This window comes from Staphylococcus sp. Ze2 (genome assembly GCF_048568365.1).
GTDB lineage: Bacteria > Bacillota > Bacilli > Staphylococcales > Staphylococcaceae > Staphylococcus > Staphylococcus xylosus.
On record NZ_CP183486.1, the window covers coordinates 510,011 to 536,107 of the forward strand.

Annotated in this window: 17 protein-coding genes; 14 read left to right on the plus strand and 3 right to left on the minus strand. The window is 34.1% G+C overall.

Going from position 1 to position 26,097, the window contains the following annotated elements:
• Nucleotides 1–207 precede the first annotated feature (207 nt).
• The 4 genes from mqo (at nt 208) to ACM591_RS02130 (ending at nt 11,875) form a co-directional block, all read left to right on the plus strand.
• The gene (gene mqo / locus ACM591_RS02115; RefSeq protein ID WP_029379247.1) at nt 208–1,695 is read left to right on the plus strand and encodes a malate dehydrogenase (quinone); all 1,488 of its coding nucleotides are present in this window, start codon (nt 208–210) and stop codon (nt 1,693–1,695) included.
• A 680-nt stretch (nt 1,696–2,375) separates the two neighbouring features.
• Nucleotides 2,376–9,710: an Ig-like domain-containing protein gene (locus ACM591_RS02120; protein WP_418354413.1), complete on the plus strand. Its 7,335-nt coding sequence runs from the start codon at nt 2,376–2,378 to the stop codon at nt 9,708–9,710.
• 220 nt (nt 9,711–9,930) lie between these two features.
• Nucleotides 9,931–11,451, plus strand: a complete 1,521-nt coding sequence (locus ACM591_RS02125; protein WP_058625928.1) for an aldehyde dehydrogenase family protein — start codon at nt 9,931–9,933, stop codon at nt 11,449–11,451.
• Nucleotides 11,452–11,548: 97 nt separating this feature from the next.
• Nucleotides 11,549–11,875, plus strand: a complete 327-nt coding sequence (locus tag ACM591_RS02130) for a hypothetical protein (protein ID WP_029378036.1) — start codon at nt 11,549–11,551, stop codon at nt 11,873–11,875.
• Nucleotides 11,876–12,019: 144 nt separating this feature from the next.
• Here ACM591_RS02130 and ACM591_RS02135 read toward each other — a convergent pair whose 3' ends face one another.
• Entirely contained in the window at nt 12,020–12,961 is a 942-nt protein-coding gene (locus ACM591_RS02135) for a DsbA family protein (RefSeq protein WP_418354414.1), read from the minus strand.
• Between the two features lie 140 nt (nt 12,962–13,101).
• Between ACM591_RS02135 and ACM591_RS02140 the strand changes: the two genes are divergently transcribed.
• From ACM591_RS02140 to ACM591_RS02150, 3 genes are all read left to right on the plus strand, one after another.
• Complete coding sequence (locus ACM591_RS02140; RefSeq protein WP_029378038.1) at nt 13,102–13,659, plus strand: TetR/AcrR family transcriptional regulator; 558 nt, start codon at nt 13,102–13,104, stop codon at nt 13,657–13,659.
• Between the two features lie 26 nt (nt 13,660–13,685).
• On the plus strand, nt 13,686–14,033 hold the full coding sequence (locus ACM591_RS02145) for a DoxX family protein (protein WP_029378039.1): 348 nt from the start codon (nt 13,686–13,688) through the stop codon (nt 14,031–14,033).
• A gap of 276 nt (nt 14,034–14,309) precedes the next feature.
• A complete protein-coding gene (locus ACM591_RS02150) occupies nt 14,310–15,290 on the plus strand; it encodes a tRNA dihydrouridine synthase (protein ID WP_418354415.1) in 981 nt (326 codons plus the stop codon).
• A 58-nt stretch (nt 15,291–15,348) separates the two neighbouring features.
• Here the strand turns inward: ACM591_RS02150 and ACM591_RS02155 are convergent, their stop codons facing one another.
• Nucleotides 15,349–16,539, minus strand: a complete 1,191-nt coding sequence (locus ACM591_RS02155; RefSeq protein ID WP_135059179.1) for an MFS transporter — start codon at nt 16,537–16,539, stop codon at nt 15,349–15,351.
• A gap of 346 nt (nt 16,540–16,885) precedes the next feature.
• Between ACM591_RS02155 and ACM591_RS02160 the strand changes: the two genes are divergently transcribed.
• The 6 genes from ACM591_RS02160 to ACM591_RS02185 all read left to right on the plus strand — a co-directional run bounded on the left by ACM591_RS02160 (nt 16,886) and on the right by ACM591_RS02185 (nt 23,488).
• A complete protein-coding gene (locus tag ACM591_RS02160) occupies nt 16,886–17,926 on the plus strand; it encodes a M23 family metallopeptidase (RefSeq protein WP_029378042.1) in 1,041 nt (346 codons plus the stop codon).
• A gap of 174 nt (nt 17,927–18,100) precedes the next feature.
• Entirely contained in the window at nt 18,101–18,844 is a 744-nt protein-coding gene (locus ACM591_RS02165) for a glycerophosphodiester phosphodiesterase family protein (protein ID WP_029378043.1), read from the plus strand.
• Between the two features lie 229 nt (nt 18,845–19,073).
• Complete coding sequence (arr, locus tag ACM591_RS02170) at nt 19,074–19,502, plus strand: NAD(+)--rifampin ADP-ribosyltransferase (protein WP_029378044.1); 429 nt, start codon at nt 19,074–19,076, stop codon at nt 19,500–19,502.
• Between the two features lie 205 nt (nt 19,503–19,707).
• Complete coding sequence (locus ACM591_RS02175) at nt 19,708–20,649, plus strand: mechanosensitive ion channel (RefSeq protein WP_029378045.1); 942 nt, start codon at nt 19,708–19,710, stop codon at nt 20,647–20,649.
• Between the two features lie 320 nt (nt 20,650–20,969).
• The gene (locus ACM591_RS02180; protein ID WP_029378046.1) at nt 20,970–21,425 is read left to right on the plus strand and encodes a MarR family winged helix-turn-helix transcriptional regulator; all 456 of its coding nucleotides are present in this window, start codon (nt 20,970–20,972) and stop codon (nt 21,423–21,425) included.
• Between the two features lie 419 nt (nt 21,426–21,844).
• Complete coding sequence (locus ACM591_RS02185) at nt 21,845–23,488, plus strand: alpha-keto acid decarboxylase family protein (protein ID WP_069796980.1); 1,644 nt, start codon at nt 21,845–21,847, stop codon at nt 23,486–23,488.
• Between the two features lie 95 nt (nt 23,489–23,583).
• Here ACM591_RS02185 and ACM591_RS02190 read toward each other — a convergent pair whose 3' ends face one another.
• Nucleotides 23,584–24,813: an NADH-dependent flavin oxidoreductase gene (locus ACM591_RS02190; RefSeq protein ID WP_418354416.1), complete on the minus strand. Its 1,230-nt coding sequence runs from the start codon at nt 24,811–24,813 to the stop codon at nt 23,584–23,586.
• Between the two features lie 259 nt (nt 24,814–25,072).
• Between ACM591_RS02190 and ACM591_RS02195 the strand changes: the two genes are divergently transcribed.
• On the plus strand, nt 25,073–26,077 hold the full coding sequence (locus ACM591_RS02195; protein ID WP_029378049.1) for an LLM class flavin-dependent oxidoreductase: 1,005 nt from the start codon (nt 25,073–25,075) through the stop codon (nt 26,075–26,077).
• Nucleotides 26,078–26,097: the final 20 nt, after the last annotated feature.

A 26,097-nucleotide genomic window follows, 5' to 3' on the forward strand; every position in this document is an offset into this window, starting at 1 on the left:
AAATTAATCTTATCGCAATATACATTTTACATTTCGACAGTGTTGTTTTATCATATGCTATGAGAGATATATATCGAGAAGTAAATTTATGATAGTAAGACAGTATTATAGGGTATGAATACATTAGGAATAGACTGACTGGTATCTTATAAAATAAAAATATTATAAATTGCTATTAAAAAGTGATAATTGAAAGGTGGAAACATGATGAGTGAATCAAACTCTAAAGACGTTATTTTAATTGGCGCGGGTGTTTTAAGTACAACATTCGGGACAATGTTAAAAGAACTTGCACCAGATTGGAATATTAAACTTTTTGAAAGACTCGACAAACCTGCTATAGAAAGTTCAAATGAGCGTCATAATGCTGGTACTGGACATGCCGCATTATGTGAATTGAATTATACAGTTGAACAAAAAGATGGCTCAATAGATGTAGAAAAAGCTAAAGAAATAAATGAACAATTTGAGATTTCAAAACAATTTTGGTCTCATTTAGTAAAAAGTAAACAAATCGCCAACCCACAAGAATTTATTCGCCCTTTACCACACATTAGCTTTGTGCAAGGGGATAAAAACGTAAACTTCTTGAAAAGACGTTATGAGGCCTTAGCTCCATTATCAATGTTTAAAGGTATTGAATATACTGAAGACCACGAAAAATTAAGAGAGTGGATGCCATTAATGATGGAAGGTCGTGACCCAAATGAAACGGTTGCGGCTAGTAAGATTGATGAAGGTACAGATGTAAACTTTGGTGAACTTACTAGAAAGATGGCTAAAAATTTAGGCGAACATGAAAATGCACAGCTTTTCTATAAACATGAAGTTCAAGACTTTAGCCGTCGTAAAGACGGTAAATGGGAAGTTAAAATTAAAGACCTAAAAACTAAAAAAGTAGAACATCATATTACTGATTATCTATTTATCGGTGCTGGTGGTGCAGCGATTCCGTTATTACAAAAAACTGGTATCCCAGAAAGCAAACATTTAGGCGGATTCCCAATTACAGGCGAATTTTTAGTATGTAATAACCCTGAAGTTGTAGCTAAACATGAAGTGAAAGCTTATGGTAAAGAACCAGAAGGTACACCACCAATGACTGTACCTCATTTAGATAGACGTTACATTCAAGATGAAAATTCATTATTATTCGGACCATTTGCAGCAATCGGACCAAAATTCTTGAAGAATGGTTCTAACTTAGATTTATTCAAATCAATTAACCCAAGCAATGTGATTACGATGTTATCTGCAGCGGTTAAGAACTTCCCATTAATTAAATATTCAATTCAAGAAGTATTAGCGAAAAAAGATGATCGAATGAAAGAATTACGTCGATTTGTACCTGATGCTAAAGATGAGGATTGGGATATCTTACAAGCTGGTAAACGTGTTCAAGTTATTAAAGATACTAAAGAACATGGTAGAGGATTTATTCAATTTGGTACAGAAGTTGTTAATTCTAAAGACCATTCTGTTATCGCATTATTAGGTGAATCACCAGGTGCTTCAACATCAGTATCTGTTGCATTAGAAGTTATTGAAAGAAACTTCCCTGGCCAGCTTAAACAGTGGGAACCAAAATTGAAAGAAATGATTCCTTCTTATGGTAAATCATTGATTGAAGACTATGCGTTATTAAAACAAATACGTCAAGCTAACGACACAGAGCTTCAATTAAACAATAAATAATAAGGTTATTTTTACCTCGAAACATATCTATGTTTCGAGGTTTTTTGTTGAGAAAATATGCTAGTGTACTAAACTTTTTAATGTAAATGAATTTCATAAAAATAAGATTTTCAAAATAACTATATAATAATTTTAACTACTCTAAAAAATATTTAGTTATTTATCCGCGTTATGAAAAATATTAATTGCTATAATTATTTTAATATTTAAACTATTGCTTAGGCACTTTACGTTGTATGCTATTGAAAATATAATTAATAGTAACTCGCATTACACATCGAATAATGAATTAAATGCAAAAGTTTTTTATAATCATTTTTCATTTTAGCATTATGTTTAATATTTAATATGTATGTTATTGAGAATACAAGAAAATTGTAGTTTTCTTGTTATACACGATGATTAACATATTTAAAGCACATTTCAGTTCTTACAATAATTCATCGGAAATTTAGAATACCCCTAAAATATTTCATACTTAAAAATCTAATTTAGTAAGCAAAACTAATATAATCTATCGAATTGCACTTGATATAGTTGCTCGTTACAATAACTATTTTATTATAGGACGCGCACACTTAATTGTATTGTTTATGTAAATATTTCAAAAAACTATTGCATTTATTATTTAATTGGGTAATATTGAGTTGTGAAAAAAGTAAATTTGAGGTGGAAAAATTATGAAAAACAAACAAGGGTTTTTACCTAATAGATTGAATAAATACTCTATTAGGAAATTTACAGTGGGGACAGCATCGTTATTAATTGGAGCTACTTTAGTTATGGGGATAGGTAATGAAGCTAAAGCAGATGAACTTGATTCAATAACTACTGATGATGGAAGTACTAAAGATAAAGGTGAAGCTTTAGATATAAGCGATATTAAAGGTATAGAGGAAAATATTACTACAGAACAAGATTCTGAAGAAGTGAAAAATGAGAGTAATGATAAGCTAACACAAGAAAAGACAGAAAATTCTGAAGTTGAATCCACTAATGAAGTTGAGCAATCGACAGTAAATGAGAATAGTGATGAATTAATAAAAACAGAAGAACCTAAAACAGAAGAAACAATTACTGAACAAAAGGATTCTGACAAAACTGATTCAACTCAAGAACAAACGCCATCCTCTGACAATAAAACAAATGAAATTGTAAATGAGAATGAAACAACAGAAGAACCTAAAACAGAAGAAGCAAATACAAGTGATGTATCTTCTAAGGCTGAAACGCCATCAACAGACATTAATAAAACAACAGAAACAACAGTAGATGAAAATAATAATAGTGAGAAAGATGAAAATGTAGAGCAATCACAAAATATTAATGACCAACAAGTTACTACAAAAGAAGAGTCAGAAATGCCAAAAGAGGAAACTACAGTACCTGAACCTGATAAATCTAAGGTAACTAATACAGAAAACAGTGAAAATGTTGAAACGCAATCAAAATTAGAAACAGAATTAGCAACAGCTGAAGACAAAAAGGCTACTGTAGAATCATTTTTAGGCAGCCAATTATCTGCTACAGAAACAAAAGCAATTATGGATAATTCTGATATTAATTATGAGACTGCTACAGATGAAGAAATTAATATTGAAATTTTAAAAGCTTCACTTATTGAGCTAGTTAATGATCAAGAAAGTGCAACAACGTTAGCTACACCAACACGTACAATGTTCAGAACAATGGCTACACCGACAGCTTTAGCTGCGGCAGTAGATCAAAGTGAAGAAGTAGAAAAATCATTAGGTTACTTAGATAATTATACGTTTGCATCGTTAATATTTGATCCAGGTTCATTAGATAATCCGACAACATTAAATAGTAACGTTATTCCATTTGAAATCCACAGTTATATGTCAGGAGCTAACTCTGGAGATAGATATAAAATTGATTTAAAACTTGACCCAATTATCGCTCAACATGTTACAAAAATAACTGTAAATCCATCAGGTAGAAGCCAACCAGTTGAATTTGTTAGATTAACTGATGAAAATGGCAAACTTACTAATACATGGGAAGTAAACTTTATTAGAGCAAATGATGGTTTGTTTGGCGGAGCAGAAATCTTATCTCAATATACAGCTACTAACGGTAAAATAGAACTTGATGACACGGTTGCTAATATCTTAAATAGTGCTGGTAATTTAGAAAATAATAAGTTGAATTATCAAATATTTGTACGTGACTCTAGAGGAAATAAAATTGTACGTACATCTGAAAGCAGTGGTTACTTCTTAACAAATGCTGACAGTGATTTAGTTGGTTTACAAAACAATATATCAAGTGAGAATAGTGATACATTTAAAGCAAGTAGTGGATCAGCTGCATATGACGATGCTCCAGGAGAGTATGGTGGTTTCCTTATTGATCAACAAATTATGAAAGAAGGCATTTTTTCATATAGCAAAACAAAAAGTAATCAATGGTCATATAATTACCAAATAGATAAAGACTTATTACCTTATATTGAAAGTGTAGAATTGCATAAGTATGATTATCAAGGTTTAAGTGGTTTTGATAAAACATATCATGAAGAGGACAAAGTTGCAGATTTAACTTTAGACGCTAATGGTAATGGGTCGATTACTAGTGATAATTTAAATAAACTTATCGAATTTAACAACCTTTTACCTGAAACAGTAGGTGTTAGAATCGTAATTAAATTAAATCAAAGCGTAAATAACATTTTAACTAAAGATGCAGAATACGATGCACAAGGTAACTTAATTAGAGAAACTACTAAGCAAAAAGAAGATTTTACATTTGCTGGATATTTAACTGATAGTAAAGGATTGCTTATCAATAATACATTGGGAACATCAACTTTAGCATTACAAGATTATGATAAAGATGGGTTGTTAGATAGATATGAACGCCAAGTATCACTTTCAAATCCAGAAAATAATGATACAGATGGGGATGGTAAAAATGATGGAGACGAAGTCATTAACTATAAAACTTCTCCATTGGTAGGTGAGCCTGAAGCAGCTGATATTACTAATATAGATACCGTTGTAACTGGTTCAGTTCCATTGAAAGAAGGAGCGGCAACACAAACAGCTAAAGTTATTGATGCAAATGGCAAAGTGATTGGAACATCTACAGTTAACTCAGACGGTACATTTTCTGTAACAATTCCTCAGTCACCAGAAGGTACATATACAATTGCGATTGATTCACCTAACTATGAAAATGATGAAGTTAATACATTTAACATTATAGATGTTTCTAAAGTACCTACACCATCTATTAATCCAGTTGACGATAATGATACTGTGATACAAGTTAATGGCACAGCTGGAGCTACTATTACAGTTCGAGATAACAATAATAATGAAATTGGTTCAGTTCAAATACCAAGTGATGGCTCAACAGCAACTATAGTATTAAACAAACCGTTAACAGCGGGTACAGTGTTAACTGCAACAGCTAGCAAAGATGGTAAAACAAGTGAGATTTCAGATCAAATTACTGTTACAGATGCAACAGCACCAGAAGCACCAGTAATTAATCCAATTACAAGCAATGACACACAAGTTACAGGAAAGGCTGAACCTAATTCATCAGTAACAGTTGGTTTCCCAGGTGGAGGTAAAATTTCAGTAACTGCGGATGATCAAGGCAACTTTATAGTTAACATACCTGATAGCGTAAACCTTGATGGTGGAGAAGAATTTAAAGCAATCTCAACAGATAAAGCTGGCAATGAATCAACTATAGCAACAACAATAGTTGAAGATGCAACAGCACCAGAGGCACCAGTTATTGGAGATACTACTAATAACAGTAATCAAGTAACTGGTACTGCTGAAGCAAATTCAACTGTAAAAGTGACATTTCCAAGTGGAGAAGTTGTAGAAACAACAGCAGATGAGAACGGGCGTTTTACAGCAAATATCCCGGAAGATGAGGCATTACAAGGTGGAGAAACAATCCAAGCTACATCAATAGATGCTGCAGGAAATGTTTCGCAACCTGGAAGCACCATAGTGATAGATACAACAGCACCAGATGCGCCAAAAATAAGTCATGTAACAAGCGTGAGCACTGAAGTAACAGGAACAGCAGAAGCGAATTCAACGGTTAAGGTAACATTCCCAAGTGGAGCAGTTGTAGAAACAACAGCAGATGCACAGGGTAACTTCACAGTCGCTATTCCAGAAGATGAAGCATTACAAGGTGGAGAAACAATCCAAGCTATTTCAACAGATGATGCTGGCAATGTTTCGCACCCAGGTTCTACTACAGTGACAGATGAAACAGCACCGGAACCGCCAACGGTTAATGGTGTGACAAGCGAAGATACACAAGTAACAGGAACAGCAGAAGCGAATTCAACAGTGACAGTTAAGTTTCCTAATGGTGTAACAGTTAAAGGCGAATCAGATGCGAATGGAAATTATACAATAGCTATTCCAGATGAAGTTGATTTAGTAGGTGGCGAAGAAATTCAAGTTATATCAACAGATGATGCTGGTAATGAAACAGCACCAGTAGCTACAACTGTAACTGACGTCACAGCACCAGATGCACCGATAGTAAACGATGTTACAAGCGAAGACGCACAAGTAACAGGAACAGCCGAGGCAAATTCAACAATAACTGTAATATTCAAAGATGGTACAACAGCGACTGGTACAACTGATGATCAAGGAAATTATACTGTTAATATTCCAGAAGGAATTGATTTAACAGGTGATGAACCACTGAAAGTTACTGCATCAGATTCTAGAGGGAATATTTCACCAGTAACTTCGACAACAGTTATAGATGCCACAGCTCCAGAAACGCCAGTATTAAATGAAGTAACAAGCGAAGATACACAAGTAACAGGAAAAGCTGAAGCAAATTCAACGGTAACAGTTACTTTCCCAGGTGATGTGAAAGTAGTTGTAGAGACAGATGAACAAGGAAACTTTAGTGTTGAAATACCTGATGGTGTGGTTTTAATAGGTGGCGAAGATATTCAAGCCGTAGCACAAGATAAATCTAATAACAAATCTGAACAAGCAACAACAACAGTCGTAGATGCTACAGCCCCGGAAGTGCCAACAGTCGAAAAAGTAACAAGTGAAGATACACAAATAAAAGGTACTGCAGAGCCAGGATCAGAAGTAACAGTAACGTTCCCAGATGGCACAACAGCAATAGGTACTGCGGATGATCAAGGCAACTACACAATAGATGTGCCAGCTGTAATTGACTTAGTAGGTGGAGAAGAATTATTAATAGCTTCTATAGATAATAACGGCAATATTTCTGACTCTGTAAAAACAACAGTGGCAGATACAACAGCACCAGAGGCACCAACGGTGAATGAAGTAACAAGTGAATCTACAACGGTTAACGGTACTGCAGAGCCAGGATCAGAAGTAACAGTAATGTTCCCAGATGGTACAACAGCACCAGGCACAGCGGATGATCAAGGCAACTACACAATTGAAATTCCATCAAATGTGGACTTGAATGGTGGAGAGCCAATCAAAGTTGTAGCTGAAGATAAAGATGGAAATACATCATCAGAAACAACGACAACTGTCGTAGACACAACAGCACCAGAAGCACCAACGGTGAATGAAGTAACAAGTGAATCTACAACGGTTAGCGGTACTGCAGAGCCAGGATCAGAAGTAACAGTAACGTTCCCAGATGGTACAACAGCAACAGGCACAGCAGATGACCAAGGCAACTACACAATTGAAATTCCATCAAATGTGGACTTGAATGGTGGAGAGCCAATCAGAGTTGTATCAGAAGATAAAGAAGGTAACACGTCATCAGAAACAACGACAACTGTAGTAGACACAACAGCACCTGAAGCACCAACGGTGAATGAAGTAACAAGTGAAGCTACAACGGTTAGCGGAACAGCAGAACCAGGTTCAACTGTAACAGTCACATTCCCAGATGGTACAACAGCGACAGGCACAGCGGATGATCAAGGCAACTACACAATTGAAATTCCATCAAATGTGGACTTGAATGGTGGAGAGCCAATCAGAGTTGTATCAGAAGATAAAGAAGGTAACACGTCATCAGAAACAACGACAACTGTAGTAGATACAACAGCACCAGAGGCACCAACGGTGAATGAAGTAACAAGTGAAGCTACGTCAGTAAGTGGAACGGCAGAACCAGGCTCAACGGTAACAGTAACATTCCCAGACGGTACAACAGCAACGGCTACTACGGATGATCAAGGCAACTACACAGTAGACATTCCAACAACCGTGAACTTAGATGGTGGAGAGCCAATCAGAGTCGTAGCTGAAGATAAAGATGGAAATACATCATCAGAAACAACGACAACTGTAGTAGATACAACAGCACCAGAAGCACCGACGGTGAATGAAGTAACAAGTGAAGCTACGTCAGTAAGTGGAACGGCAGAACCAGGATCAGAAGTAACAGTGACATTCCCAGACGGTACAACAGCAACGGGAACAGCGGATGATCAAGGCAACTACACAATTGAAATTCCATCAAATGTGGACTTGAATGGTGGAGAGCCAATCAGAGTTGTATCAGAAGATAAAGATGGAAATGTATCATCAGAAACAACAACAACTGTAGTAGATACAACAGCACCAGAAGCACCAACGGTGAATGAAATAACAAGTGAAGATACGACAGTAAGTGGAACGGCAGAACCAGGCTCAACGGTAACAGTAACATTCCCAGACGGTACAACAGCAACGGGAACAGCGGATGATCAAGGCAACTACACAATTGAAATTCCATCAAATGTGGACTTGAATGGTGGAGAGCCAATCAGAGTTGTATCAGAAGATAAAGAAGGTAACACGTCATCAGAAACAACGACAACTGTAGTAGACACAACAGCACCTGAAGCACCAACGGTGAATGAAGTAACAAGTGAAGCTACAACGGTTAGCGGAACAGCAGAACCAGGTTCAACTGTAACAGTAACATTCCCAGACGGTACAACAGCGACAGGCACAGCTGATAATGAAGGCAACTACACAGTAGACATTCCAACAACCGTGAACTTAGATGGTGGAGAGTCAATCAGAGTTGTAGCTGAAGATGAAGATGGAAATGTATCATCAGAAACAACAACAACTGTAGTAGATACAACAGCACCAGAAGCACCGACGGTGAATGAAGTAACAAGTGAAGCTACGTCAGTAAGTGGAACGGCAGAACCAGGCTCAACGGTAACAGTAACGTTCCCAGATGGTACAACAGCAACAGGCACAGCAGATGACCAAGGAAACTATACAATTGAAATTCCATCAAATGTACATTTAAATAATGGAGACACTGTCGTAGTGACTGCCACGGATAAAGAAGGTAATACTTCAGAACCTACAAATACAAATGTAATTGGCACAGGAGAAAATCCAGGCACAGGAGAAGAACCAGGCACAGGAGAAGAACCAGGTACAGGAGAAGAACCAGGCACAGGAGAAAATCCAGGCACAGGAGAAGAACCAGGCACAGGAGAAGAACCAGGTACAGGAGAAGAACCAGGCACAGGAGAAAATCCAGGCACAGGAGAAGAACCAGGTACAGGAGAAGAACCAGGCACAGGAGAAGAACCAGGCACAGGAGAAAATCCAGGCACAGGAGAAGAACCAGGTACAGGAGAAGAACCAGGCACAGGAGAAGAACCAGGCACAGGAGAAAATCCAGGCACAGGAGAAGAGCCAGGCACAGGAGAAAATCCAGGCACAGGAGAAGAGCCAGGCGCAGGAGAAGAGCCAGGCGCAGGAGAAGCTCCAAGCACAGGAGAAAATTCACCAAACGCTAGCCATAACAAAGATAATAGCAATCCTAATGAATCACAAGCGGAAGCTTCAAATAACAGTTCTAACGTTGTAGAAAACAATAAATCAATAGATAACAAAACAAATAAACAATCAAAATTACCTGAAACAGGTGAGGAAGAAACACGCAATGCTACATTATTTGGTTCATTGTTTGCAGGATTAGGTGCATTATTACTATTTGCTAAACGTCGTAGAAAAAAAGAAGATGAAAAATAGACGTTTCAAATAAAGTATTATAGAAAGTCATTACTTATAGGGGCTAGGACAAACTTATGTCCTAGCTTCTATTTTTATATATTAAGAAAGTACCAAAAAAGACTAAACAAAAAGTTAACCCTTGTGGCAAAGCATTAAATACTTCTTCTTTTACAGTTAATAATTTAAGCGCTTACACAAAAATTTGAAGGGTATATGACAATATAAAGGAGGTATTTATATGATTTATACAAATCCAAATGAAAGTAATGCAGAATATAAAGTGAAAGAGCAATATAGTAATTTTATTGATGGAAGTTGGACGGAGCCACAGGAAGGTGAATTTTTTGATAATATTTCGCCAATTACTGGTGAAAATTATACAAAAGTTCCTAGGTCTTCACAAAAAGATGTCGATTTAGCAGTAAAAGCTGCTAAAAAAGCACAAGTTGAGTGGGGGAAAAAGTCATTAGCCGAAAGATCACAACTTTTATTAGATATTGCGGATCGCGTAGAAGAGAATTTAGAATACTTAGCAGTTATCGAAACTTTTGATAACGGTAAACCTGTTAGAGAAACACTTGCTGCAGACTTACCTTTAGTTGTAGATCATTTTAGATATTTTGCAGGCGTGATACGTGCCGAAGAGGGTGGTATTTCACAAATAGATAATGATACAGTTGCTTATCATTATAAAGAACCACTAGGAGTCATCGGACAAATTATTCCATGGAATTTCCCATTACTTATGGCAACTTGGAAAATTGCCCCTGCTATAGTGACTGGAAATGCTGTAGTTCTTAAACCAGCAGAACAAACACCTGTGTCTATTTTACATTTTATTGAAATAATTGAAGATATTTTACCAAAAGGATTAATAAATATCGTAAATGGGTTTGGTAATGAAACTGGTGAAGCACTTGCCACACATAAAGAGATTAATAAAGTTGCTTTTACCGGTGAAACAACAACAGGTAAGATTATTATGAAGAATGCCAGTGACAATGTGATACCAGTAACTCTAGAATTAGGAGGCAAATCACCGAATATATTTTATAAGGATATTATGGATGAAGACGATGAATTCTTAGATAAAGCAGTAGAAGGATTAGTTATGTTTGCCTTAAATCAAGGTGAAGTTTGTACATGTCCTTCTAGAGCATTGATTCATGAAGATATTTATGATGAATTTATAAAATTATGTATTGATAAAGTAAATAAAATAAAGCTAGGAAACCCGTTAGATGATACAACAATGGTAGGTGCACAGACCTCCAATGAACAACAAGAAAAAATTAAGAAATACTTAGATATAGGTAAAGACGAAGGTGCAGAAATACTTGTTGGTGGTAATGTGAGAAAAGAGAATGAGAATTTAAAAAATGGTTTTTATATTGAACCTACTATTTTTAAAGGTAATCAAAATATGCGTGTTTTCCAAGAAGAAATTTTTGGGCCAGTATTGTCGGTAGCAACCTTCAAAGATAACGATGAGGCATTAGCCATGGCAAATGATACAATTTATGGATTAGGCGCTGGTATTTGGACAAGAAACCAGAATATAGCATATCGTGCTGGTAGAGGCATCCAAGCTGGAAGAGTATGGGTTAATAATTATCATTCTTATCCGGCGCATGCTGCTTTTGGTGGTTATAAAATGAGTGGTATTGGTAGAGAAAATCATTTAATGATGTTAGAACACTACCAACAAACTAAAAATTTATTAGTTAGTTATGATACGAAGCCAACAGGTTTATTTTAAAAAATTGTTGTAAATTTAATTTATCTTGTTTATAAATTGCGCTAAATGTGTACAGTATAATAATAAATAATATAATGTTAGAATTGGGGAACTTATTATGTTTATTATTATACAGTATAGTAGAGGCAATACATTATTCTATTTAAGAAATAAAAATAAAGAACCAATTAATTCTAGAGTAGTTCCTATTTCTGGAGAGAATTATAAGGCATTATTATTAGAGAGTATTGAGAAACTACTTGCTCAATCCAATTATCACTCAGACTCACTTCGCTTTATATTACTTGAGATGAATGAAATAGAAAATTTGCAAGTTAACGCCGTTTGTGAAGTGAGTAGATATCTTAAATTTAATCTTGATACAAGTGTTGTTGTTACCAATAGTATTGAAACATTTGATTATGATAAGTATTTGAATGTATAGTTTACATCTTTAAAAATAGATGCTCATTACAAAACGTAATTAGTTCATAATAAAATAGAATATTCAATGAGATTAAAAAGGAAACACCAAAATTAAATCTACGATTTTGGTTGTTTCCTTAATTCTTATTTAAATTGAGTCAACTTAATTTAAAACGCTTTCGTAATAGTTTTCGCCTAATATATTTTGAGTAGTGTAGTTAGAATGATTTAAATATTGTTGCATGAATTCTGGCACATTTTCTTTTTGTAAATTATACATTACTTCAATTTCCTTAGAAAATAACCTTGGATGAGAATTTAAATATAATGATAAATCTGGTAAAGGTTTTGGAACAATTTCACTAGATGTATTTAAATTTTTAAGTGTATCTACATATACGCTGAGTTCTCTTGCACCTACGATTTTAGTGCCACGATTATCATTGTTTAACAGTACTATAGTTGGAAAACCTCGAACCCCTAATTTATGAATTAAATCAAAATCTTCAAGAAGTAATTTTTTTCCTTTGTCACTGTTTGATAAAGCTAAAATATCTTCTACACGAACTGTTGCTTCATTTTTATAAAATTGTTGTAGTAGTGATTTAAGTATATGTTCATCAGAAATATTCTGGTTAAAAACAAATAATGATTCTCTTACTAACCTAATAAATTTTATTGCAGCTGTAGGTGAGTCTAAATGTTGAATTGCTTTATAAATGCGTGATACCGGATATGAGGATTGAACAGGATCTAGTTCCATAATTGTGCCATCGATCGGCATACGTGAATACTGTCCTACTTCTTGCCAGTGTGGTGTAACATCTGCCGGTTTGAAAATGCCATTCGCTGGGTCTATAGGTCCGTCTCCCCATTCTTCTAATAGTCCGCCCATGACCATTTGAAAATTAAATAAATGCCCATATTGTACTAATAGTTTATTTAAAGTTGGCTCAAATGCCCAACAATGAGAACATATAGGATCCGTAACATAATACAAAGTCTGTTTAGCAGAGTTTGTATTTAAGTTAATTGTTTCTACTTTATTTGCATCACTAGGTTTACATACGCCTGAATAAATATCGCATACCATATTTTTCTCCATAATTTGACCTCCAAAGTTTAATTAAAACTAATATAGTTTTATAATAATCAGTAATATGATTTAAAAATACCAACAACTTGTCAATAATGTCGGATATTCAACATCTATACTTCATTGTTGGAGGGAAATGAGGCTGTCGAATGGTAGAATCAAAATCAGACTTACGCGTAATCAAAACTAGAAAATCTATCATGCAAGCTTTTATTAAATTGTCTGATGAAAAGGATTTTAAAAATATAACAGTAAAAGACATTACCAAAGAGGCACTTATCAATAGAGCTACATTCTATTATCATTTTAGTGATATATATGATTTATTAGATAAAGCGCTCGCAGAAGAGTTATTAATTAATTTGAATTATGAGTATTTTGAGCAAAAGAAATTAAATGAAGCAACGCTTGCGTATATTTTTGAAATTGTAGCAGAATTTCAACTATCTTTAAGCCGAAGATGCCATAGAAGTTATCCTGAAACTATTGGTAATATTATTCAAGAACATATTGAACGTGTGTTGTTACGGTTATTGGCTGAGGAGAATTTTGAGGATGAAGCTACGCGTCAATTAGCAGCGAGCATGTTAAGTGCAAGTATTTATAGAGCTTCTGAAAAATGGTGTGAAAGTTTTAGTGATATTTCGGCCGAGTCTTATATTAAACGTGTCACACCTTACATTATATCTGGTTTAGTAAGTCGATAGAGCACGATTAAAGGAGGGATGGTTGTATGGGAATTATTATCTTAATATTGCAAGTGATTCTAGGTTTATTCTTTATCATGACGGGAGTTAAAATCTTTTCTGGTGAGATGAAACAAGAATTTGCACGATTTGGGTACCCATCTATTTTTAATAAAATCACTGGAGCATTTGAGTTTATTGGAGCTATAGCAATGCTAATCGGTATTTTCTATAGCCCATTGGCACTATTTGCCAGTGCATTAATAGGTTTAACTATGTTGGCTGGTGCGCTGTCACATATTCTTTTAGGAAAAGATCCAGTTACAAAAGCAATGCCAGCGATTGTACTATTTTTATTAAATTTGATTATATTCATTTATTTTATAGCAGTTTAAAAGCTATTTAATTTTCAAAGATCGAGGCATATAGATGTCTCGATTTGTTTGTTGCATGTATAAATCTTTTGCTTGAAAATATAATAATATATGGCAAGTATAAAGGGATTTAATATTAGAGCATTAATTTTTAAATTCTTTGATGTAATAACGAATAGGATGAAGCTTTACAAGATTTATATGAATCATTATCCTTTTGTGTAAGTTGACTTTTTGTGGTAATATCGTCATGGATAAAAATTCGAGATAATAATAGATAAGAAGGTTTAAATATATATGAAAGAAAATTTTTGGCGTGAATTACCACGTCCATTTTTTGTTTTAGCACCTATGGAAGATGTGACAGATGTTGTCTTTCGTCATGTTGTAAGTGAGGCTGGACGACCTGATGTATTTTTCACTGAATTTACGAATACAGAAAGTTTTTGCCATCCTGAGGGCATACACAGCGTACGTGGTCGCTTAACATTTACGGAAGATGAGCAGCCAATGGTCGCTCACATTTGGGGAGATAAACCTGAGCATTTTCGTGAAATGAGTATCGGTATGGCTGAGATGGGTTTTAAAGGTATCGATTTGAATATGGGGTGTCCAGTAGCAAATGTTGCAACTAAGGGTAAAGGTTCAGGCTTAATACAACGACCTGAAACTGCAGCTGAAATCATTCAAGCAGCAAAAGCAGGCGGCCTGCCAGTAAGTGTGAAAACAAGACTCGGTTATTCTGAAATAGATGAGTGGAGAGACTGGTTGAAACATGTATTTGAACAGGATATTGCTAACCTATCTATTCATCTTCGTACACGAAGAGAGATGAGCAAAGTAGATGCGCATTGGGAATTAATTGGAGAAATTAAAAAACTCCGTGATGAGATTGCACCTGATACATTGTTAACAATTAATGGAGATATCCCAGATAGAAAAACGGGACTTGAGCTTGCCGAAAAGTATGGAATTGATGGCGTAATGATTGGGCGCGGTATTTTCCATAACCCTTATGCATTTGAAAAAGAACCACGAGAACATACAAGTGAAGAACTTTTAGGATTATTAAGATTACACCTTGACCTGTTCGACAAATATTCAAAAAAGGAATCACGTTTATTTAAGCCTTTACGTAGATTCTTTAAAATTTACGTACGCGGTATTAGAGGTGCTAGTGAATTAAGATACCAGTTAATGAGCACAAATACAACTGATGAGGCTCGTAAGTTACTTGATGAATTTGAAGCACAAATAGCATCGACAACAGAACAGTAAAAGTTTGAATGTAAATAACAAAATAGACTTGGAAATCTTAAAACATAGATTTCCAGGTCTATTTTTGTTTAATAGTAAGAGCAATGGTAAAGGCAATAATCATAAAAATTGTAATCATTAAAACTACGCCAGACCATTGAATATAGTTGTAAAATACACCGGCCAAAGTGCCGCCAACAGATGACCCCATATAATAGAACAATAAGTATAGGCTAGAAGCTTGGGCTTTATGGTCTTCTGCACGACTGGTAACTACTGCGCTTGAGATTGCATGCCCACTAAAAAATGCATAGACGCTAAAGGCTAAGCCAATAATTTTAAAATATAGGGGTGACAATAAAGTAATGTTTATACCGACAATTAATAATAAAACGCTAAATTTTAACGCGTTTAAAGTACCTAATTTAGTACGTAATTTTGCATTTAAAATCGAGGAAATCATGCCTATTAAAAATAGTAAATAAACAAAGCTAATGACACTATCATGCAAATTGTACGGCTTATTGGCTAATTCAAAACCAATATAATTAAATGCGGCTATGTTACAACCAAGTAATAAAAAGCCTATCATAAAGGGTTTGAGTAATCGGATGTTTGTTAAATGATTATAATAACTAATTAGTAATGTTTTTACAGAAAAAGGTTGTTTTTCAAAATGTTTAGACTTAGGTATTAAAACTATGAACATTATAGTGGCGATGACGCTAATTGTTGCGATAGATAAAAGTCCGATTTGATACCCATAAATACTTGAAATAAATCCTGTGAATATACGGCCAAAAGCTCCTCCAAAGGCATTCCCACTTATATAAATACCCATGGCTTCAGGCAAGTTATGTGGTGAAATTTCTTCACCAATATAAGCCATAGCTATAGAGGGTAATCCTGCTAAACATACACCTTGTATCAATCTTATAATGAGGAAGGTATTAAAGTCTGTCACAAAGGGTTGAACTAATGCTAAGAGCGTAACAGATGTAACTGAAAAAATCATGATAGATTTACGCCCTAAAACTTCGGATAGTGCACCAAAAAATAACATAGCAATAGCTAAGGTAATAGTTGCTGCTGATAACGCTAAACTCGCAGTAGTTTCACTAATATTAAAGGATTTTGTAAAATGTGGAATCAATGGTTGAACACTATATAAGATTGAAAAGATAGTAAAACCAGAAATAAAGAGTGCAACAATAATCTTAATATAATCTTTTGAACCTTTTGCTACATAGTTGTTGTTTAAATTATTCAATGTCATATCCTCACTTATTAGTTGATGTGTTTATCGTAGCATGTAATTAATAATATAAAAAATATATTATTTTTAAATGAACATGATATTTTGATAAAAGTCTTCAAATAATATAACTCAATGAATGAAACAATTGATGATATTCTTACATATAATTTTCCAAATGAAAGAAGTATGACTTATTTTATTATTACAAACTGATGATGTGTCATATTAGGAATATTCAAAATAATTACAGCTATCTCAAAATAATTACCAGTAAATTAAAAAACGATGTCTACTATTCTATTAAATCATCTCATCTGATATATTAGCTTAAGAAAAATTTTGGGAGGATTTATTAATTATGAAAAAGTTTGTTACAGCAACGATTGCTACATTGTCATTGGGAGCAATTGGCATAGCACAAGGAGAGGCGCAAGCATCAGAAAATGATCAATCTAATTCACAATATTCAAGTAACCAGTCTTCTAATAGTATTTTTAACTATGGTTATATTGATCAAGATACTAGCGGTAATTATCATCACACGTTAGATGGTAAATGGGATCAATCTATGTTTGATCAACAACAATATTATTTCTATTTAATTGATGGTGAAGGAAATTATCATTATTTTTATTTCCCGATGAGTAATCAAACTGGAGATACAAATGCACCAGTAAATAATGATAACAATTATTCTGCTAACCAAAGTCACGAAGAAGTTCAAAAAGATGGTTATGATGTAAACCAAAATAATAATCAAAATGATACACAAAACATAAATAGTTCAGACGAAGTTTCTGCTCAAACTTCATCAGAACAAGCAACATCACAAGCAAAATCAAACGTAGATTACAATAGTGGTTATACACGTAATGACGGTAATGGTGAACAAAATGTACAACAGAATGCGACATCAAATGACACAACTAATGCATCAACACAAAGTTCAACAAGTCAAAGTACTTCAAACAATACATCGGATTCAAATTCAACAAGCAATTCAAATTCATCAAATTGGTTAACTAAAAATCGTCAATTACAACCATACGGTCAATATCATGGTGGCGGTGCACACTATGGTGTCGATTACGCTATGTCTGAAAATACACCAGTTTATTCATTAACTGATGGAACAGTAATTCAAAGTGGTTGGAGTAATTATGGTGGTGGTAACCAAGTTACTATCCAAGAAAAAAATAGTAATAACTATCAATGGTATATGCATATGAATTCTTTAAATGTTCAAAAAGGACAGCAAGTTAAAGAAGGACAACAAATTGGTGCGTCAGGTAGTACGGGTAACTCTACTGCTCCTCACTTGCACTTCCAACGTATGCAAGGTGGTGTAGGTAATCAATATTCAGTTGATCCTACATCATACGTAAATTCAAAAGCATAATAAATAATTAATTAGTCGTCTTTGAATACCTTTAGAAAGGTATCAAAGGCGATTTTTGTTAAGTCATATTTTTATAAACTAAGTGAATAACTCTAATAAAGGATTTAGATTATTTGTAATATCTTAAAGGAAATATCATAATTACACTAAAATCTATTTGAAAAGGAAGATGAGATGTTTACTATATATGGACATAGAGGATTATCAAGTAAAGCACCTGAAAATACTATAGCGGCATTTGAAGCCGCAGCAAAAGTGACAGGATTAAAATGGGTGGAACTAGATGTTGCAATTACAAAGGATGAACAACTCGTTATCATTCACGATGACTTTTTAGATAGAACTACAGATATAGTTGGTGAAATTACACAATTGGAGTATGAAGCAATCAAGCATGCTTCTGCAGGTAATTGGTTTGGTTCAAAATTTAAAGATGAAAAATTACCGACTTTTGATGAAATAATAGCATTTGCTAATAAATATCAAATGAATTTAAACATTGAGTTAAAGGGCGTGACTGGTAGTAATGGTAGTGATTTATCTTTAAGTATGGTTCAGCAAGTAGCTGAAAAATTAAAAGACTTAGATAAAAGCTTAAATGTATTGATATCTAGTTTTAATGTTTATTTAGTAAAATTAGCAGAAGAACATATGCCAGCATACAAACGAGCAGTTATATTCAAAGCGGCAGCGTTTCAAGGAGACTGGAGAACGCTTTTAGATTTTTGTGGATCAACAATTGTTAATATTGAAGATGCAAAGCTTACAAAAAATCGTGTTCGCGCAATAAAAGATGCTGGCTATGAATTAAATGTATGGACAGTAAATAATAAAATGAGAGCAAACCAATTAGCTAATTGGGGCGTGGACGGGGTCTTCACAGATAAAGCGGATGAATTAGTTCATTTAAATAGTTAATTCATCGACATATAATAAGTATGAGGGTACAAAATGGTAATGTGATTTTGTATCCTCATTTTATTTAAAACTATGTATGATATTGTTGGATATATGTTTAATAATTGCAGTTAAATATTCCCTTTGTGTTAATTATACTATATGAAAAATAAATATTATAGACTACTTCTTTTATTAATTGGCACATATAATAGTAAGACACTTTAGTGGAATATGGGGAAACTATTTTATGGAAAATCAAAAGCAAGCATTTGAACAAGATTTATATTTACATGGCACAAAAGTTCAGTTGCAGATAGGTGATTTATTGAAGCCTTTGCATAAATCTAATTACCAAGACCGCATAATGAATCATATTTATTTTACAGGAACATTAGAAGCAGCAAAATGGGGCGCAGAATTGGCTGTAGCTTTAGCTAAAGAAGAAGCAGATGCACACATTTATATCGTAGAACCACTAGGAGAGTTTGAAGATGATCCCAATGTTACAGATAAGAAGTTTCCTGGCAACCCAACGCGTTCGTATCGTTCTACTGAACCATTGAAAATTGTTGCAGAATTAGCTTCATGGGAAAGTCATTCTAAAGAAGAAATCAGCCAGATGGTAGCAGGAATTAAACAATTGAGAAGTGAAGGTCTAGACGTTATAGAAGATTAATAGTTATAAAAAATAATTAAAAGATTAATTTAAAAGATGGTTCGCTTAATTTATATTTAGATATTAAGCAATTTGTTTAATTGGCGTTTGATAAATAAATGGTGCGTGTAATTATCTTAATTTACAAACTTATTTTTAAAAAAATATATAAATATGATTATTTTTATTTTTCTAGGGTATTTGTCCAAAAAAGGGGGCAATTTACATGAGTAAAATTTTAGATTCTTTAATGGGAGCGCTTGATAGCGTTATAAGTTTTATCCCAAATATCATAGGTGCATTAATATTCTTACTTATTGCTTGGATTATTGCAGTAATTGTGAAGAATATCATAATCAAAGGACTGGGCGCATTAGGTTTTGAGTCCTGGTTACAAGAAAAAGGCTTAGTAGATGCAGAAAGCGGAAAGTCTGAGTCAGCAGGTTTGATACAAACCTTTGGTAAGTTAGCATACTTCCTAGTATTCTTACTATTCTTACCATCAGTGTTTGATTCATTAAATATGCAATCAGTATCTAAACCTATTAAAGGTATGATGAGCAGTATACTTAACTTTTCACCTAAAATAATTGTTGCAGTAGTTATATTAGTAATTGGTTTATTTATTGCAAAAGTTTTAGGTACATTAGTAAAAAACATATTATCAAGCTTAAATGTAAGTAAGTTTAATCAATATGTTAATTTTGGAAAAAATGAAGACAGCATAGATATTCCAGTAGCAGCTGGTTGGGTAATCACTACGCTAATAGGCTTATTCTTTACGGTACAAGCGCTTAGTACAGTTAATTTATCTGTATTAAATCAAATTGGTGAAGCGATTATCGGTTACTTACCTCTTGTTATTTCTGCTGCAATCATTTTAGCACTAGGATTAATCGGTGGTAATTTAGTAGCAAAACTAATTAATAAATCAACTGGAAATGGTATGTTGGCTGAAATTGTAAAATACTTAGTCATCATTGTTTCTGTATTTATGACTTTAGATCAGCTAAACTTTGCGCAAAGTATTGTTAACGTAGCATTCTTATTAATTTTAGGTGCTGTAGCAGTAGCATTTGCAATTGCGTTTGGTATTGGTGGTAAGTCATTTGCCGAGAAACAACTTGAAAAATTCTCTAATAAAATTGACTCAGAAAATAAGAAATAATTAAAAATTAAATTAGTTTTTGTTTTATTAGCGAAAGGACTATTGCTACCAATTTAGGAGCAATGGTCCTTTTTTAATTATGAGTTGAATACAAAAATAATGAATTATATAAAATGAAAGGGCTGAAATTTTATTGATATATAAGTGATTATCATTTTATTTAGATGTATAGAGAGACTTAATGATTTATAACGAATTAATCCAGTAGTAAGTCTGTTATAATCATAAAAGTATAATGGTTATATTGTATATATTTCCTAGGAAAAAGGTAAAGCGATTATAATAAAAGTGATCAATATAGATAAGGAATGTGAGTATGAATGGAAGGAAATAATAATGATTATGAAAATTTGTTATTTTACTTTGCGTATAAAACATTTATAAATACGGCAGATGAAATAATTGAAGATTATGGTTTGAATAGACAACATCACAGATTTCTGTTTTTTATAGAGAAAGTCCCAGGTATTACAATCAAAGATCTCTTAAAAAGCATGGAAATATCTAAGCAGGGTAGTCACGCAACTTTGAAAAAACTTAAAGATGAAGCGTTTATTATTGAAAAACAGACTGAAGCCGATAAACGAATCAAAGCCCTTTATCCTACCGAAAAAGGTACGAAATTAGTTCGTGAATTAAACAAAGCACAGAATGATTTATTTAGAGACATTCAAAAAAAAGTAGGAAATGATTGGTATGCAATCATGGAAGAATTTGCTTCGTATCGTACAGGATTTCAAGAGGTAAAATATTTGAAAGACGATATGAAAGATTAAAAAGTTAGTATAATATCCAGTTAACGTTAATAGGTCCAAAGCTTTCTAAAATGAAGTGTTGTATCAATACAACGCTTCATGAAACTGAAAAACTAAATTTCATCGCATAAATAGTGTTCCGGGACATCATTAGATGTCTCGGAATTTTTAATTTTAAGTAGGAAACATGATTAGTATTTTAACTAGATGTTTTTTTAATTATGTAACTTTTCAAGAAAGAATATCGAAATTTAATTGTAATCATAGAATTTTATAATATCTTTTATATGCGTCAATACGGTGTTAACCTTTAATCGAGTTGATATGTAAGTGAGCGATCTTGGAAAGATTCACATAATAAAAGTCAATATTGTTGACCTTTATTGTATTATAAGTTAAATTTGAAGTGTATTAGATATAGAGTAAAAGGGGAAATGAAAATGAAAAAACGTGTAGGACAATATCTAATGGACTGTTTGAGCAATGTTGGTGTAGATAAAGTGTTTGGTGTACCAGGAGACTTTAACCTTACTTTTCTAGATGACATTATTAGTCATGATGACTTAGAATGGATTGGCAATACGAATGAATTAAATGCAAGTTATGCTGCAGATGGTTATGCACGGTTGAAAGGCATTGCTGCTATGGTAACGACATTTGGTGTAGGAGAGCTAAGTGCCGTAAACGGTATTGCAGGGTCATATGCAGAACGTGTACCAGTTATTCAAATTACGGGCGCACCGACACGTGCCGTTGAACAGGCTGGTAAATATGTGCATCATTCCCTAGGTGAGGGACGTTTTGATGACTATAGAAATATGTATGCTTCCATTACAACAACACAAGCGTATATCACACCTGAAAATGCACAATCAGAAATTCCAAGGGTGATAAGCGCTGCACTCTTTGAAAAGAGACCGGTCCATATTCACTTACCAATTGATGTAGCGAATACGGAGATAGAATTAGCATCATCTTTTGAACTAGCAGAGCATCAACACAGAGACGTTTCGAAACATATGCAAATGATAATGGAAAAATTACAAAGTGCGGATCAACCGGTGATCATCACTGGTCACGAAATTAACAGTTTTGGGTTACATGAAGAATTAGAAAAATTCGTAGCACAGACTCATATTCCAGTTGCACAATTATCATTAGGTAAAGGCGCATTTAATGAGGAAAGCCCATATTATATGGGGATTTATGATGGCGAATTAGCAGATAAAGCCATTAGAGACTATGTAGACCAAAGTGATGCAATTTTAAATATCGGTGCAAAATTGACAGATTCAGCCACAGCCGGTTATTCATATCAATTTGATATTGATGATGTAGTAATGATTAATCATCATAATTTTAAAATGAATGAAACGAAAGATACGGATGTATCGTTAGTAGATTTGCTAGCTGGATTAAATAAACTTAATTATGTAAATCACATGGATTTTCCGAAATATCAGCGTCCAAGTGCGCATGATTATGATTTGAATGATGACCCTTTAACACAAGAAACTTACTTCAAAATGATGCAGGATTTTATTAAAGAAGAAGATGTAATTATAGCTGAACAAGGAACTTCTTTCTTTGGAGCGTATGATTTAGCATTAAATCAACATAATAAATTCATAGGGCAACCATTGTGGGGATCTATTGGTTATACTTTACCTGCGACTTTAGGTTCACAATTGGCTGACCCTAATCGTAGAAACTTATTATTAATTGGTGACGGTTCGTTACAATTAACTGTGCAAGCTATATCTACGATGATAAGAGAAGAAATTAAACCAGTTATATTTGTTATTAATAACGATGGATATACAGTGGAACGTAAAATTCATGGCGAAAATGCAATGTATAACGATATTAAAATGTGGGACTATAAATTATTACCAACTGTCTTTGGTGGTAAAGAACAAGTGTGCACATATGATGTCAACACGAGTGAAGAATTCCAAAAGGTATTGCTTCAAGTCGAAGCACAACCTGACAGAATGCATTTTATAGAAGTGAAAATGGATGTGCATGATGCACCTCATAAATTAAATGCGATAGGTCAGGCATTTGCTAAGCAAAACGGCTAATATGGAAAAGTAGATTAAAATTTATACATGTATGCTAGATTTATAACTAGCATCTTAACTTAAAAGAAGCGGAAACATAAGATCAAATAATGGTCTTATGTTTCCGCTCTTTTTTCCACTTCAGTATATTCTACTTGGTCATAATTTTTTTCAAGCTTACGTAGTTCGTCTCGTGTTTCTTTATTTAAGCCCTCACCGTAATCCATCATCTTTACGATATCTTTAAATGCTGCATACGGGATAGCTAATTCATCTATATCTTCTAAAGTGACATGTAAATTGATTTTTTCTGGAGTACCATTTGCTAATTTCGTTACGAAATCGGGCTCTGTTACAAAAGGTGAAGACATACCAACCATATCAGCATGTTTCAATGCATCCAACGCACTTTCAGGAGAATTAATTCCACCGCTCGCAATCACAGGTACTCTACCCCTTAGGTAATCATGAACAACTGCATTTACAAATTGCCCCTTATAGCTACCATCTGAACGAACCTTGTTTTGGTAAATTTGACGCCCCCAACTAGCAATTGCTAAATATTGTATATCTGCTATCTCTAAAATCCAGTCTAGATGTTGGTTGAATTCATCAATTGTATAACCAACGTCGCTGCCACGTGTTTCTTCTGGTGTGGCACGATAACCTAGAATAAAGTTAGATGGCGCCTCCTTATCAATAACAGATTGCACAGCATTTAATATCTCTAAGCCAATACGCGCACGATTTTTAAGGTTTTGTGAGCCATATTGATCCGTACGTTGATTAGAGAATGTAGAGAAAAATGTTTGGATGAGTAGACGTTGTGCTGCAGAGATTTCAACGCCATCAAATCCAGCTTGTATGGCACGTGAAGTTGCATCTGCGTATTGTTTAATGACAGCGTCAATCTTTGTTTGTGACATTGCTAAGACTTCATGTTCGATAGGTGAATGTAATGACATAGGGCTAGGGCCATATACTTGGCTGAAATTTAAAATAGCTTGGTTTGAAAATCTACCTGCATGTGTAAGTTGCAAAATGGCTTTATTGCCATCTTGTTTCATGGCAGTAGCTAGTTTTTTTAAACCTGGTATACAGCTATCATCTATAATACTAAAACCGTATTCAAATAGTTGACCATATGGTTCTATATAAGCTGCTCCAGTTACTTGAAGAGGTGCTGCATGCGAACGCCTTTGTGCATAACGCAAGTCTTGTTCTGTAATATGCCCATTTTGTGTGGAGGAATTAGTCGTCATAGGTGAAAGTACAAAACGATTATTTAATTTAATGCCGTTAGGTAATATAAGTGTTTTGAAAAGTGAATCAAAATTATTTGTCATAGCTTTGACCTCGTTCTTTGTTGTAATATGTAATTTTAAATTAACACTAATGTGACAGAATGGTCAATTAAACAAGAAATTTCAGCATTTTATAAGCAAAATATAACAAAAATTTTCTATATCCGTTATTCTATAAAGTGAGAGTAATATGTATTGAATGTGATACTTTGACTGGATATAAACTAATATTACATGGCCATATGTAATAAATATAGAGATGCAGACGCATATATGTGGTATGACGGGAGTGAATGTAAACGTGGTGCAATTGAACATATTAGATTATGCTGTCATTGATGAAGGTCAAACGGCACAAGATGCTTTGCAAGATACCGTGAAGTTAGCGCAATTAGCAGATGAATTAGGTTATAAACGATTTTGGATCACCGAGCACCATAATGTACCGGCGTTTGCCTGTGCAAGTCCGGAGTTGTTGATGATGCAATTATTAGCTAAGACAAGACATATACGGTTGGGATCGGGTGGTGTGATGTTACCACATTATAGTCCTTTTAAAGTGGCGGAAAACTTTCGATTGTTGGAAGCTTTTTACCCAGGAAGAGTCGATTTAGGCATTGGTAACAATCCAGGGACATCTAGCGTGAAGAAAGCACTCAATGAGACGAAGTCTTATTTTTTAGACTACGCGCAGTCTATATCAGATGTGAGAGACTATTTAATTGAAAATAATACTGAACAGCGATTAGATAATGTCATAGCACAACCAAGTGTTGCGACAGTTCCTGAAATGTGGTTGTTAAGTACAAGTGTTACATCTGCAAAAATGGCTGGTGAAGTAGGCATGGGTTATACATTAGGGACGTTCTTACTTCCTAGTGCACAGGCTATTCAAAATGCCATAGCAAGTGTTCAAACTTATAGAAAGTCATTCAAACACACGAAGTTGAACATGGATCCTACAGTTATGGTCACAGTATTTACCATAGTTGCTGATAGTGAAGTGCACGCACAATCGTTAGCACAATCATTAGATGTTTGGCTTTTAGGCAAAAAACAATTTGCAGAATTTAAACGAATGCCGTCAATAACAACAGCTCAAAATTATCAAAAATCAGAACGAGATGAGCAATTAATTAAACAAAATCGTGCACGTATGGTCATAGGAACAAAAGCAACTGTTCAAACTCAACTAAAGCAAATAATAGAGACGTTTGATGCAGACGAACTTATGATTGTCCCTTTGATACCAGGTATCGAAAATCGGAGTCGTACAATAGAATTGATTGCACAAATGAATTTATAATCAAAGAAAGGAAGATATAA

Bases quoted from the DNA above. Each gene is read 5' to 3' on its own strand.
- mqo (WP_029379247.1), top strand. From the start codon at position 208: ATGAGTGAATCAAACTCTAAAGACGTTATTTTAATTGGCGCGGGTGTT.
- ACM591_RS02120 (WP_418354413.1), top strand. From the start codon at position 2,376: ATGAAAAACAAACAAGGGTTTTTACCTAATAGATTGAATAAATACTCT.
- ACM591_RS02125 (WP_058625928.1), top strand. From the start codon at position 9,931: ATGATTTATACAAATCCAAATGAAAGTAATGCAGAATATAAAGTGAAA.
- ACM591_RS02130 (WP_029378036.1), top strand. From the start codon at position 11,549: ATGTTTATTATTATACAGTATAGTAGAGGCAATACATTATTCTATTTA.
- ACM591_RS02135 (WP_418354414.1), bottom strand. From the start codon at position 12,961: ATGGAGAAAAATATGGTATGCGATATTTATTCAGGCGTATGTAAACCT.
- ACM591_RS02140 (WP_029378038.1), top strand. From the start codon at position 13,102: ATGGTAGAATCAAAATCAGACTTACGCGTAATCAAAACTAGAAAATCT.
- ACM591_RS02145 (WP_029378039.1), top strand. From the start codon at position 13,686: ATGGGAATTATTATCTTAATATTGCAAGTGATTCTAGGTTTATTCTTT.
- ACM591_RS02150 (WP_418354415.1), top strand. From the start codon at position 14,310: ATGAAAGAAAATTTTTGGCGTGAATTACCACGTCCATTTTTTGTTTTA.
- ACM591_RS02160 (WP_029378042.1), top strand. From the start codon at position 16,886: ATGAAAAAGTTTGTTACAGCAACGATTGCTACATTGTCATTGGGAGCA.
- ACM591_RS02165 (WP_029378043.1), top strand. From the start codon at position 18,101: ATGTTTACTATATATGGACATAGAGGATTATCAAGTAAAGCACCTGAA.
- arr (WP_029378044.1), top strand. From the start codon at position 19,074: ATGGAAAATCAAAAGCAAGCATTTGAACAAGATTTATATTTACATGGC.
- ACM591_RS02175 (WP_029378045.1), top strand. From the start codon at position 19,708: ATGAGTAAAATTTTAGATTCTTTAATGGGAGCGCTTGATAGCGTTATA.
- ACM591_RS02180 (WP_029378046.1), top strand. From the start codon at position 20,970: ATGGAAGGAAATAATAATGATTATGAAAATTTGTTATTTTACTTTGCG.
- ACM591_RS02185 (WP_069796980.1), top strand. From the start codon at position 21,845: ATGAAAAAACGTGTAGGACAATATCTAATGGACTGTTTGAGCAATGTT.
- ACM591_RS02190 (WP_418354416.1), bottom strand. From the start codon at position 24,813: ATGACAAATAATTTTGATTCACTTTTCAAAACACTTATATTACCTAAC.